Origin of the sequence: Kitasatospora sp. NPDC058406 (genome assembly GCF_042722765.1) — a bacterium.
GTDB lineage: Bacteria > Actinomycetota > Actinomycetes > Streptomycetales > Streptomycetaceae > Kitasatospora.
This window is the reverse complement of record NZ_JBHXKE010000197.1, coordinates 7502-19017: the sequence shown is the minus strand read 5'-3', so window position 1 is coordinate 19017 and position 11516 is coordinate 7502. Positions and strand designations below refer to the sequence as shown.

Annotated in this window: 13 protein-coding genes; 10 read left to right on the top strand and 3 right to left on the bottom strand. The window is 74.0% G+C overall.

The genetic code is table 11. The features are described from left to right. Positions 1-165 precede the first annotated feature (165 nt). Positions 166-957: a SigE family RNA polymerase sigma factor gene (locus tag ACFWOG_RS30355; RefSeq protein ID WP_329950708.1), complete on the bottom strand. Its 792-nt coding sequence runs from the start codon at positions 955-957 to the stop codon at positions 166-168. 485 nt (positions 958-1442) lie between these two features. Here ACFWOG_RS30355 and ACFWOG_RS30350 point away from each other — a divergent pair, with 485 nt between their 5' ends. The 5 genes from ACFWOG_RS30350 (at position 1443) to ACFWOG_RS30330 (ending at position 5087) form a co-directional block, all read left to right on the top strand. Further along, positions 1443-2120, top strand: coding sequence for a response regulator transcription factor (locus tag ACFWOG_RS30350; RefSeq protein ID WP_327677620.1), 678 nt, complete (start codon positions 1443-1445; stop codon positions 2118-2120). Beyond that, positions 2117-2287: a hypothetical protein gene (locus ACFWOG_RS30345; RefSeq protein ID WP_380362121.1), complete on the top strand. Its 171-nt coding sequence runs from the start codon at positions 2117-2119 to the stop codon at positions 2285-2287. Before ACFWOG_RS30350 ends, ACFWOG_RS30345 begins: the two co-directional genes overlap by 4 nt. A gap of 22 nt (positions 2288-2309) precedes the next feature. Further along, entirely contained in the window at positions 2310-3824 is a 1515-nt protein-coding gene (locus ACFWOG_RS30340) for an ATP-binding protein (protein ID WP_380362119.1), read from the top strand. Next, entirely contained in the window at positions 3821-4186 is a 366-nt protein-coding gene (locus ACFWOG_RS30335; protein ID WP_329950706.1) for a hypothetical protein, read from the top strand. Before ACFWOG_RS30340 ends, ACFWOG_RS30335 begins: the two co-directional genes overlap by 4 nt. Positions 4187-4442: 256 nt before the next feature. Then, positions 4443-5087: a VanZ family protein gene (locus ACFWOG_RS30330; RefSeq protein ID WP_380362117.1), complete on the top strand. Its 645-nt coding sequence runs from the start codon at positions 4443-4445 to the stop codon at positions 5085-5087. Positions 5088-5210: 123 nt separating this feature from the next. On the opposite strand, the gene ACFWOG_RS30325 is transcribed toward ACFWOG_RS30330, so the two are convergent. Next, a complete protein-coding gene (locus tag ACFWOG_RS30325; protein ID WP_329950704.1) occupies positions 5211-5855 on the bottom strand; it encodes a PhzF family phenazine biosynthesis protein in 645 nt (214 codons plus the stop codon). 128 nt (positions 5856-5983) lie between these two features. Between ACFWOG_RS30325 and ACFWOG_RS30320 the strand changes: the two genes are divergently transcribed. Further along, positions 5984-6856, top strand: a complete 873-nt coding sequence (locus ACFWOG_RS30320; RefSeq protein WP_380362114.1) for a class I SAM-dependent methyltransferase — start codon at positions 5984-5986, stop codon at positions 6854-6856. A 96-nt stretch (positions 6857-6952) separates the two neighbouring features. On the opposite strand, the gene ACFWOG_RS30315 is transcribed toward ACFWOG_RS30320, so the two are convergent. Then, positions 6953-8557: a hypothetical protein gene (locus ACFWOG_RS30315; protein ID WP_329950702.1), complete on the bottom strand. Its 1605-nt coding sequence runs from the start codon at positions 8555-8557 to the stop codon at positions 6953-6955. Between the two features lie 310 nt (positions 8558-8867). Between ACFWOG_RS30315 and ACFWOG_RS30310 the strand changes: the two genes are divergently transcribed. The 4 genes from ACFWOG_RS30310 (at position 8868) to ACFWOG_RS30295 (ending at position 11371) form a co-directional block, all read left to right on the top strand. Then, on the top strand, positions 8868-9383 hold the full coding sequence (locus ACFWOG_RS30310) for a hypothetical protein (protein ID WP_380362112.1): 516 nt from the start codon (positions 8868-8870) through the stop codon (positions 9381-9383). A 103-nt stretch (positions 9384-9486) separates the two neighbouring features. Then, positions 9487-10050 carry a GNAT family N-acetyltransferase gene (locus ACFWOG_RS30305; RefSeq protein ID WP_380362110.1) on the top strand — a complete coding sequence of 188 codons (564 nt, stop codon included), beginning with the start codon at positions 9487-9489 and terminating at the stop codon, positions 10048-10050. Between the two features lie 96 nt (positions 10051-10146). Then, the gene (locus ACFWOG_RS30300) at positions 10147-10422 is read left to right on the top strand and encodes a hypothetical protein (protein ID WP_329950699.1); all 276 of its coding nucleotides are present in this window, start codon (positions 10147-10149) and stop codon (positions 10420-10422) included. Between the two features lie 64 nt (positions 10423-10486). Beyond that, complete coding sequence (locus ACFWOG_RS30295; RefSeq protein ID WP_380362108.1) at positions 10487-11371, top strand: FAD-dependent oxidoreductase; 885 nt, start codon at positions 10487-10489, stop codon at positions 11369-11371. The last annotated feature ends 145 nt before the right edge of the window (positions 11372-11516 follow it).

Here is an 11516-nt window from a genome sequence, read left to right as displayed (position 1 = left end):
CCCGCCGCCTTCCCCGGACGGTCCCGGCCTCCCCCGGCGGCGCCGCTCCCCCGAGCCGGCGCCTCCGTGCCGTGTCCGTCCTGCTACCCGTCCCCCGACGGGAGTCATTCCCGGGGCCGCCCTCGGCGGCCCCTGCGACCGCCCTGGAGCGGCCCCCTGCGGCCCTTACGCGACCAGCTCGCCGAAGGCCCGGCCGGTGTCGCCCGAGGTGTTCAGCTGCTCGTCGTCGCGCAGCCGGCGCAGCGCGCGCCAGATGCTGCTCTTGACCGTGCCGACGCTGATGCCGAGCACGTCGGCGATCTCCGGGTCGGTCTTGCCCTCGTAGTAGCGGAGCACCAGCATGGTCCGCTGGTTCTCCGGCAGCTTGGCCAGCGCCTGCCAGAGCACGGCACGCAGCTCGGTGCCGCCCATCGCGTCGGTGTCGCCGACCGTCTCCGGCAGCTCCTCGGTCGGGTACTCGCTGACCTTGCGGCGCCGCCAGGCGGAGATGTGCAGGTTGGTCATGGTGCGGCGGAGGTAGCCCCCGACCGCCGCCTTGTCGGTGATCCGGCCCCAAGCCCGGTAGGTGCTGAAGAGCGCGCTCTGCAGCAGGTCCTCGGCCTCGTAGCGGTCACCTGTGAGGTGGTACGCGGTGGCGTACAGAGAGGCGCGACGCTCGCGCACGTATGCGGTGAACTCCGTGATGTGGTCCTCCGCGACGGCCGGGCGCTCCTCCCGCGCGCCGCCCTGTGCCACTTCGGTGGTGCGCGCCGCCGCGGGGTTCAGCCGCAGCAGCGTCGCACCGGCGGCCTCGCGGCCGGCCGACTCCCCCGAGTCGGCCTTCCGCAGGCCGGTCCCCCCGATGCCCCGGTTCCCCCCCGGGGCGTCCGTGCCCTCGACGCGGACGGGGAGGATCCCCCGCAGCGTGAGGGTGTTGCCGGAGTCGGCCGCGTTCCCCCGACGGCCGATCCCGTACATCTCCCCCGTCCTGCCGCCGCCGCTCACCCGGCGTGCGGCAGTACTTCCACCGGTGCTGTGTGCGCACCCCCGTACGATCACGGCACCGGAGGTCTCGTCGGTCCTGACCTCGAACCGGGTCCTGTGGGTGTTCGCTGACGAACGCGCGGTGCCGACAGCCGGGTTGGTCCGGGTCTGAAGCATGGCGTTCATCGTGCGCCCCCTTGTTCGGTACGAGCGGTTCCGTTGCCGCCTTCCAGCCGGCCAGTTGGCCCGCTGTCCTGCGGCGACATCGAAAATCTTGCCCGCCGGTTGTGATGACGCTGTCCGTCGACTGTCACAGGGCTGTCACAGGGCCGGGCCTTTTGTCGTGCTCGGCCTCCCGCCGTTGACGGACGCCGGTGGCTCGGGTTCCGGTTCCCGGTCGGGCGGTGGGGGACGGGGGCGGGTGACGGCAGGGGCGAGTGGGGGGTGATTCGCCGCTCCGGGTGAGCCAGAATGAGCCCGTGCCTTTCCTCCTTCTGATCGAGGACGACGACGCCATCCGGACCGGCCTCGAACTCGCCCTCACCCGCCAGGGCCACCGCGTGGCCACCGCCGCGTCCGGCGAGGACGGTCTGAGGCTCTTCAAGGAGCAGCGGCCGGACCTCATCGTGCTGGACGTGATGCTGCCCGGAATCGACGGCTTCGAGGTCTGCCGCCGGATCCGCCGGACCGACCAGCTGCCGATCATCCTGCTCACCGCCCGTTCCGACGACATCGATGTGGTGGTCGGCCTGGAATCGGGCGCGGACGACTACGTGGTCAAGCCGGTGCAGCCACGGGTGCTGGACGCCCGGATCCGGGCCGTGCTCCGGCGCGGCGAGCGGGAGAGCTCGGACTCCTCCGTCTACGGCACGGTGGTGATCGACCGGGCGGCGATGACGGTCACCAAGGACGGCGCGGACCTCCAGCTCACCCCGACCGAGCTGCGGCTGCTGCTGGAGCTCAGCCGGCGACCCGGGCAGGCGCTCTCCCGGCAGCAGTTGCTGCGTCTCGTCTGGGAGCACGACTACCTGGGCGACTCCCGGCTGGTGGACGCCTGCGTCCAGCGGCTGCGGGCCAAGGTGGAGGACGTGCCCTCGGCGCCGACGCTGATCCGCACGGTGCGCGGGGTCGGCTACCGGCTGGACCCACCGGCGTGACCGCCACCCCGACCAGCGCACCGATCGCCACTCCGACCGCCACTCCGACCGCCACTCCGACCGCCGCCCCCATCGGCGCCACCGCGGGTGCCTTCACCGGCACCCGCCCCGCCGGGCACTCCACCGGACACCCCACCGGCCCGGCGATATCCCGACCCCCGCACTGAACTTCCGCAACGACAGGCTCCCGTGACTGACCATCAGACGACGACCCGGCGGTTCTCCTCGGGCCCGTGGCGACGGCTGCGCTCCCTTCGGGTGCGGCTGATCGCGGTGTTCGCCGCGGTCGCCCTGCTCACCGCCGTCTCGGCCTCCGGCATCGCGTACTGGCTGAACCGGGACGCGGTGCTCAAGCGCGCCCAGGACACCGCGCTCAACGACTTCCGGGTCTCCCTCAGCCGCAACGTCTCGAACCTGCCGCTGAAGGCGACCTGTCACGACCTGATCGACCTCGCCGGCTACGTCGCCAGCTCCGGACTCACCTACGACGTGGTCGTCGTCGACCCCGCCCTGCCGGACTGCATCGCCTCCTCCGATCCGGCGCGGTACTCGCTCGCCAACGTCCCGACCCCGTTGCAGACCGCCGTCGCCAAGCCGCGCGAGATCACCGAGTCCAACCCGTACACGTACCACCTCTACTGGCAGCGGCAGAACCTCGACGGCCGGCCGTTCGTGATCGGCGGGACCAAGGTGGTGTCGACCGGTCCGACGGCGTACATGTTCAAGTCGCTGGAGAACGAGCGGGCCGACCTCAACACCCTCGGCTGGTCGCTGGCGATCGCCACCCTGCTGGCGCTGATCGGCTCGGCGCTGCTCGCGCAGGCCGCGTCGGCGACGGTGCTGCGGCCGGTCAAGCGGCTCGGCGACGCGGCCCGGCGGCTCGGCGAGGGCCACCTCGACACCCGCCTGGAGGTCGAGGGTTCGGACGAGCTCGCGGATCTGGCGCGCACGTTCAACCGGACGGCCGAGTCGCTGCACGAGCAGGTCGAGGAGCTGAGCGCGCGCGAGGCGCAGAGCCGGCGGTTCGTCGCCGACATGTCGCACGAACTGCGCACCCCGCTGACCGCGATGACCGCCGTGACGGACATCCTGGAGGACGAGGCGGAGTCGCTCGACCCGATGATCGAGCCGGCCGTCCGGCTGGTGGTCAGCGAGACCCGGCGGCTGTCCGACCTGGTGGAGAACCTGATGGAGGTGACCCGCTTCGACGCCGGCACGGCCAAGCTGGTCGCCGACGAGGTGGACATCGCCGACCTGATCATGTCCTGCATCGACGGCCGGGCCTGGTACGACGCGGTCGAGCTGGACGCCCCGCGCGGGGTCCGGGCCGTGGTCGACCCGCGCCGGCTGGACGTGGTGTTCGCCAACCTGATCGGCAACGCGCTCAAGCACGGCGGCTCGCCGGTGCGGGTGCGGGTGCGGGAGACCCCGGACTCGGTGGTCGTCGAGGTGTCCGACAGCGGCCCCGGCATCCCCGAGGACGTGCTGCCGCACGTGTTCGACCGGTTCTACAAGGCCGACAAGGGGCGGGCGCGGTCGGAGGGCAGCGGTCTCGGCCTCTCCATCGCGATGGCCAACGCGCAGATCCACGGGGGGACGATCACGGCCGCCAACGGGGAGGTGGGTGCGGTGTTCACGCTGACGCTGCCGGTGTCGCCGCCACCCCCGCCGCCGGCCGACGCCCCCGAGGAGAGTGCCCAGTGAGACGTCCCTTCGACCGGCGGTCCTTCGGTGCCGCCGCCCTGCTGGGCCTGGCCGTACTGGCGGCGGGCTGCGGCATCCGCCCCACCGCCGTCCCGGTGGACGCGGGGGCACCGGCCAGCCGGACCGCCTGCCCCACGGTCGCGCAGATACCCACGGCGCCCGGCACGCCGTCGTCCGCCGCCGTCCCCCCTGCGGCGGTGACGCCGACGCGGTCCCCCGAGCCGGGGAAGGTGTCGGCCCCGGCGCGCGCGGGGGTGGCCTCGCCGTCGCCGGTGGTGGTGACGCCGTCCACACCCCCGGCCGACAACGCGTTCAGCGCGGTGCCGTCGACCTCGCCGTCGACCGCGGCACCCTGCCGCTGAGGGGCGCCCGGCGGACCTGCGGGTCCACCGGGCATCCCCTCGGCCGCCCCCACCCCTTCCCGCGCGCCCCTTGCCGCCTCTCGCGCCCCGGAGCGGCTCCGGGTTCGCTCCGGCGCGCGGCTCCGGCGCGCCGTCCCGGACCTGCTCCGGCGTGCAGCACAAAGTTCGCACCGGCCGTGGAACCGTCGCGCCGTCGGCCCACGTCCTTCCTCCCGTGCAGCGAGATGGCACCAGGACACGCGCAGAGCGTGCCGGCGTGCGGACCGAGACCGGGCGGCCGACAGCCGCCCACACCGGGCGTGCGACGGCCGTCCACCACCCACTCCGGGTGGTGGGCCTCCTCGGCCTCACCCTCCATCTGGTCCTGGTCGGCTGGCTGGTGCTGCGCCCGCTGCCGGTGGCCTGGGTGTACGACGCCAACCTGACGCCGCTGGCCTCCCTGCACTCCTCCAGCCTGGGACAGGTCCTCGGCGAACTGCTCCTGCCCGCCCCGCTCGGCCTCCTGCTGCCGCTCGCCGGAGGTCGTCTCCGAGCACCCTGGCTGCTGTCCTTCCTCCGCACCACCGGCGCCTCGGCCCTGCTGGCCACCGCCCTGGAGTTCCTCTCCTCCTGGGCCCCGGGCCACGTCCTCAACGTGGACCACATCCTGCTCGCGGTCGTCGGCGTCGGCATCACCCACCTCGCCCTGGTCCCCGCCGGACGCTCACTCCTCCTCCGCCGCGCGACGGCCCCCCGGGCCCCGGCACCGAGGTCCACGGCGTCACGGGCCACGGCGTCACGGGCCATGGCGTCACGGCCCACGGTGTCCGCCCGGGTTCAGGCCCCGGCAGCCGCACCCACCGCCGCGCCCACCTCTGCGCCCGCCGTTTACGCGGAGCCCGTCGCGGGCCGCGGTCACTGAAGCCCGACGCCGCCCGCCGGGCACCCCGCGAACTGCGTCTCCTCCGACAAGACACCCTCCTCGGCAGTCGGTCCGACCCCGGTCCGCCCCACCCCGGTCCGCCCCACCCCGGTCCGCCCGAGCTCAGTCCGCCCTGCGGACCCGGCCGCCGACCTCGATCAGGCCGCCGTCGCGGATCCCGGTGACGATCTGCGAACCGCACCCCTGGGTGATCGTCAGATCACGGCCCAGCTCGGCGGTGAGGAGGAGGGCGGCGGCGCCGGTGGCCTCGTCCTCGTCGATGCCGTCGTCCCGGCCGGGGAAGGCGCGGGCGCGGACGGTACCGGCCGCCTCGTCCACCCAGGCCCAGGCGTAGATCCACTCACCCGGCGGCGGCACCGCCAACCCGTCCACCTCGGCCGGTGAGCCGTGGCGCCGGAGCGTGCGCGGCGGCGCCCAGGCGGCGGGCGCCGCGATCCGGGTGAACGCGCCGTCGTGCCGGACGTCGACCGCGCCGGCCCGGGTGACCAGCCGGTCCACGCCGAGCAGCCACGCGGCGCCGACGCACGGGTGCCCGGCGAAGGGCAGGCGGAGGGTGGGCGTGTAGATGTCGACGGCGCCGCGCTCCGGGTCGTCGACGAACACCGTCTCGCTGAAGCCGAGCTCGCGGGCGAACGCCTGCCGGTCGGCCTCGGCGGGAAGGGCCGCCCCGTCGCGGACGACGCCGAGCAGGTTGCCGTACCCGCCGTCCGGTCCGCAGAACACGTGCAGCACTTCGTGGTCGGTCATCTGCTCACCCTCGTCCGATCGGACTCCGTTCCGGAGCCGAATTCGTTATCGAAATACCGCCTGAATAAACTTCCGAAATATTTAATTTTGTGATATACTGTCAAAATCTATCGGTAATGTCCGCTTTCATGGTGAACAACGGACAACCGAGCCGGACGGCTCTCATGGCGGCTGCGGCACGCGCGGCGCATCTCGTCGTCGACGACGCTCCCGCAATCCTCTCCGACACCGTGGCCCACACGTTTCTCGCGGAGCACGCCGACGAACTCCTCGGCTATCACCGGTCCTACGGCAGCCACCCCGTCCTGGCCGGCGCACGGACCACGGCCGTCACCCGCAGCCGCTACACCGAGGACCGGCTCGCCGGGCTCGCCACCCTCGGGATCGACCAGTACGTGATCCTCGGCGCCGGGCTCGACTCCTTCGCCTACCGGTCCGAACTCGCAGGCCGGGTAGGGGTTTTCGAGGTCGACCGCCCTGCGGCCCAGGAGTGGAAGCGGGAGCTGCTGCTCGCGACGGGGACGCCAGTGCCGCCCTCCACCGCCCTCGTCCCGGTGGACTTCGAGCAGATGTCCGCCCGGTCACTGACCGACGGGCTCGTCCGGTCCGGCTTCGACCTCGACCGGCCCGCACTGGTCGGCTGGCTCGGGGTCACGATGTACCTCACCCGGGAGGCGATCGGCCGGACCCTGGACGCCGTCGGCGGCTTCGCCCCCGGCACCGAACTCGTGGTGGAACACCTCCTGCCGCCCGAACAGCGCGACGAGACGGGTGCGGCGTACGCGGAGGCGGTGATGGCCGCGACCGCCGAGCAGGGCGAGCCCTGGCGGACCTTCCTCGGCATCGAGCAGATGGACCGCCTGTTGTGCGCGCACGGGCTCCGCCCGGTCGAGTACGTCCGGCAGCACGAGACGGTCGGCCCGGCGGAGTGGGAACGCACCGACGCGCTCCGCCCCTTCGAGCTGTCCGTACTCGCCCGCGCGACCGTCGCCGCCCGGTAGGCCCCGGCAGGTCCCGCGTAGGTCCCGACAGCTCCCGGCAGCTCCCGGCAGTGCTCGAAGCGGGCGCGCCGGACGTACCGGACGCGCCCGCCGTGCTCAGCCCCCCGTCGGCCCGCCGGGGCCGGGCCTGCCGACCGGACCGGCCGGGCCGGGCGGACCCGCCGGACCGGCCGCCGGGCCCGCCGCCGGGCGGGACGGCCTGGCCGCCGGGCGGAGCTGCTGGCGGCGGTGGGCCACGAGCAGCGTGCCGATGCCCATCGCTATCGCGGTGCCCCCGGTGATCGCCATCGGTGCGTTGAAGGAGTCGCCGCCCGTCGTCGCCAGGTCGGCGGGCGGCAGCGGGGCCGCCGCCACGGTCACGGTGACGGCCGGGGCCGGTGCGGCGGGCGCGGTCGGCGTGGCGTCGGCCGCCTGCACGACCGGCGCGCTGGTCGACGGCGCCGGAGACGTGACCGCCGCGAGGCCGACCGCGGGCGCGGTGGCGGCGGGCGGGCCCGCCGGGGCGACGGACGGCGCGGTCGGCTCGGCGACCGGGGCGGTGCCCACCGTGCTGGGCGCCGCCTGCGGGGCCTGCGGCGTGGACGGCGCGGCGCCGGCCACCGTGATGTCGACCGCCGAGCTGGTGGCCGTCGCCCCGGACCCGTTCCCGCCGCCCTGGGGGAGGCTGAGACCGGTGAACACCAGCGACAGCACGCCGGCCGGCACGTCCTGTGCGAACGCCAGCCGGACGTTGACCGTCCGGGACTCGCCGTCGCGCAGCCGGACGAGGCCGCTGTCCTTGTCCCCCGTGCGCAGGGTGAGCGTGAGCCGCCCCGCCGCGGACGAGCCCTGGTCGACCGCCGGGAGCCACTCGCCCTCGGCCGTCTGGAACTCCAGCCGGGTCCCCTCGGCGGTGGGCAAGGCCCGCCCCCGGAAGGTCAGCTCGGGCAGGAAGGCGATCTCCTTGCCGCTGCGGTTGGTGAGCGACAGGCGGAACGGCTTCGCCTCGCCGCCCGCGGTGAAGGAGACCGGCACCGCGTCCAGGGCGAGGAACGGCACACCGGGCGCGGGGGCGGGCGTGGGGGTCGCGCTGCCGCCCGCCGCCGTGGTGACGAACTCGGAGAACGGGCTGCTCGCGCTGGAGATCCGGTTCTCCGGCGGCAGCGTCGGGTCCGAGACGACGGCGTTCAGCGCGGCGGTCGCCCGACCGGCGGGAGCGTCGGCGGTGACGGCGAGACGCAGCCGGTACGTCGCCGAGCCCCCGGCGGGCAGGCTCAGCCGGGAGTTGAAGGCGTCGAGCGTCCAGGTCGCCCCGACGGCGGCCCCCGGGTTGGGCGTGGCGGGCTTCCACTGCGCTCCGCCGGGCGGCTGGAACTCCAGCCGGAGCTGGGTCTCGCGGATCCCCGAGTCGCCGTTCGCGACGGTGAACCCGGTGGTGACGTCGACGGCGTGGTCGGCGGAGTTGCGGAGCGTGGCGGTGAACTCCGCCGCGAGGCCGCCCGCGGTGAAGCCGCGGGGGAAGCCGTCGAGGGTGACCGTGACGGGGCTGCGCTGTTCCTGGACGCCGGGGCCCGGGACGCCCTGTCCCTGGGCGCTGCGGACCGTGTCGGCCTTGGCGGGGCGCGGAAGTGCGGAAGCGGCGGGCGCGGCGGCGAGGGCGGCACCCGAGACCAGGGTCGCCGCGGCGGCCAGGGCGAGGGATCTGCGGTGCTGAGTACGCAAGGGGACCTCATGGGAGGAAGGCGGGCGAACCCGACGGAACCCGGCAGCAGGCGGTTCGCCGAGGTGGGAGGCCGCACCGGGACTCTCACCCGGGTCGCTGCTTCGCCCCCCAACCACCAGCGACGGCCGCATCATATCCGAACGCACTGACGCTTCCTGAGCGGTTTTCAAGGGGTGAACGGCGGGTTCGCCGGGTGGATTCGGCGATGACACCGTGGCGAAATCGTGAGGACGACTGTCGGTGGACTCCAGTACTGTGCGCACTCGTCCCCATCAGCCGCTCTTCCTCACTCACCCACAGGAACCTCCCTTGAATTTCGACTTCGACGCCGAGCCCCTCTTCTCCTGGTACGTCGTGCTGCTGGCCGTCAGCGGCATCGCCATGGTGGTCCTCGGCGCCATCAACCTCGGCGGGGTGAAGCTCGGCTGGCGCATCCTCAACATCGTCGCCGGCATAGCCTTCGTCGGGTACGCGTACTACCTCGGGTTCGTCTTCGAGGGCGGCGAGTACCGGATCTTCTTCCAGGCCTTCATCCTGCCGGTGGTGCTGATCGCCAATTCGGTGAAGGCGCTGGCCGAGCGCTCCAACGCGACCGCCCCGCAGCCGGTGCCGGTGCCGAACGCCCCGCAGTACAACCCGACCGCGCGTCAGCACCAGGCCGCTCCGTACCCGCCGGCCGCTCCGTACCAGCAGCCCCACCAGCAGGCCGCCCCGCAGCACCAGGCCCAGCCGTACCAGCCCGCCGCCCCCTACCAGCAGGCCGCCCCGTACCAGCCGGCCGCCCCGTACCAGCAGGCCCAGCCGCAGGGCCCGCAGCAGGGCTGACCCACCCGGCCCACCGCCGTCCGCCGGGCCGCGCCGTTCGGCGCCCGGCGGGCGGCGCGGTATTCCGGTGGTCGCCCCGCCCGCCCCGCCCTACCATCCGCCCATGACCAGCACCCGCGCGCCCGAGGCCACCACCCCCGCCATCACCCTCGTCCCGCTCGACGTGGACGACGCCGAGTTGCTGTACTCCTGGCGCTCCGACCCCGTGGCGGCGCACGAACTCGGCCACTGGCCGCGCCCCTTGTCGGCCGTCCGCGAACGGATCGAGCAGGACATCGAGGACTCCGACCACGACGGCTTCCTCGTCGTGCTCCCGGACGGCACCCCGGTCGGCTCCGCCGTCCTGGCCGACCAGGACATGGTGGACGGCCTGGCCTGCGTCCGCTTCCTCGTCGCTCCCGAGCAACGGGGCCACGGTTACGGTGCCGCCGCCCTCGACGCCCTGGTCGACCTCGCCTTCGGCGAACTCCCGCTGCACCGCCTCGAAGCGATTCCCCACACCACCAACGCCCCGGGGCTCGCGACCCTCGCCCGCGCCGGCTTCGTCCAGGAGGGCGTCCGCCGCTCCGCCTGCTTCCACCGGGGGCGGCGCCACGACATCGCCATGCTCGCCCTCCTCCGCCCGGACTGGGAGGCCCGGGACCGGCCCCGGTCCTGGGAGCGCTGAACTTCCCCCGCAACGGCCGGAAGCCCCCGCGACAAACGCCCCGGCACACGATGCAATGGCACCCGGGACACAGCCGTGCCGGGGAGGGCGCATCGGATGTCGGGCGAGAACCAGCGGACCAACCGCACGCTGCCGGGATTCGAGAGGTGGATGCTCGTCACCGTCCTCGCCTCCTTCCTGCTGTTCGTCGGACTCCACCTGAGGGGAACGGTGGAGCCGCTCACCGACTGGCGCTCCCTCGCGGCCGGGGCCCTGTTCCTGGCCATCGGCACCACGATGTCGTACGCCTCGGACCGGAAGGTCGGCATCGCCGTGGTCATCGGAATCGTCAACGGGTACGCGGCAGCGGGCATCGTCCATCAGTTCCTGTAAGGGTGGGAGCGCGACGGTCGGTGACGGCGGAGGAGTTGGTCGGACAGTGCTGACAGGAGCGCCGGTGACGCCGGAGGCGGTGACGCACGACCTGGTGATCGTCGGTGGTGGCCCGGCGGGCTGCGCGGCGGCGGTGATGGCGGCGAGCGTGGGGCTGCGGTCGGTGCTGATCGAGCGGCACGAGCCGGCGCACACGCTCCGCCGGGTGCCGGCGGTGGAGAACGTCCTCGGCTTCGCGACCGGCGGGGCGTTCGCGGACGCCGTCGCGGCGGACGTTCGGCGGGTGCACGAGCTGTGCGAGGTCCGCGTGGGCGACGCGGCGGAGGAGTTGCAGGCGGACGACGGCGGGGTCACCGTGCGCCTGGCCTCGGGCACTTCGGTCCGCGCGCGGTACGCGGTGGTCGCGACCGGCGTCCGGGCGGCGCTCCCGGAGGAGGCGGAGTGGATCACCTCCGACGCCGGCCCGATCCCTCCGGTGTGGGAGGCGGACGCCGCCTCCCTCTCCGGTCGCCCCACCCTCGTCCTCGGTGCCGACCGCCCCCTCGGCACGCTGCTGCGCGCCCACCCGGACGTCCCGCTCCGCCTGGTGGTGCCGCACCCGCCGGCGGACGCCTACAAGGCCGACGAGGTCCGCGGGGAGAGCCGGGTGACCCTGCGGGAGGTCGCTTCGCTCGACCTCCGCCGGACGGTCGACGGCCGTTTCACGGCGGGCGAGTTGGGCGACTTCGACGCCGACGCGGTCTTCGTGAACCTCGGCTGCCGCCCGGCCGCCGTGCCCGGAGCGCTGGTACGGGGCGAGGACGGCTACTGCCCGCCCGAACGGCAGCACCCCCACGTCCTCACCGCCGGGGACCTCCGGTCCGCGCGGGGCCAGCGCATCATGACCGCCACCGGCTCGGGTGCGGAGTCCGCCCTGAACGTCTACTACGCGCTGAGGCTCAACAGTTGAGCTGAGGACCAGCACCCCGCAACGTCCGAGTCCGCCGGTCGGCGGACATCGGCGGCGGCGGTGGCGGGGGAGGGGGGGGGGGGAGGCGCCCGGCAGGGCGGCCCCCAGGCCCACCCCCCACCCAAAAAAAGACCGCCACACGGGG

What these genes read in the sequence shown, in the direction of transcription:
- ACFWOG_RS30355 (WP_329950708.1), bottom strand. Translation starts at nt 957, where the DNA reads ATGTACGGGATCGGCCGTCGGGGGAACGCGGCCGACTCCGGCAACACC.
- ACFWOG_RS30325 (WP_329950704.1), bottom strand. Translation starts at nt 5,855, where the DNA reads ATGACCGACCACGAAGTGCTGCACGTGTTCTGCGGACCGGACGGCGGG.
- ACFWOG_RS30320 (WP_380362114.1), top strand. Translation starts at nt 5,984, where the DNA reads ATGGTGAACAACGGACAACCGAGCCGGACGGCTCTCATGGCGGCTGCG.
- ACFWOG_RS30305 (WP_380362110.1), top strand. Translation starts at nt 9,487, where the DNA reads ATGACCAGCACCCGCGCGCCCGAGGCCACCACCCCCGCCATCACCCTC.
- ACFWOG_RS30300 (WP_329950699.1), top strand. Translation starts at nt 10,147, where the DNA reads ATGTCGGGCGAGAACCAGCGGACCAACCGCACGCTGCCGGGATTCGAG.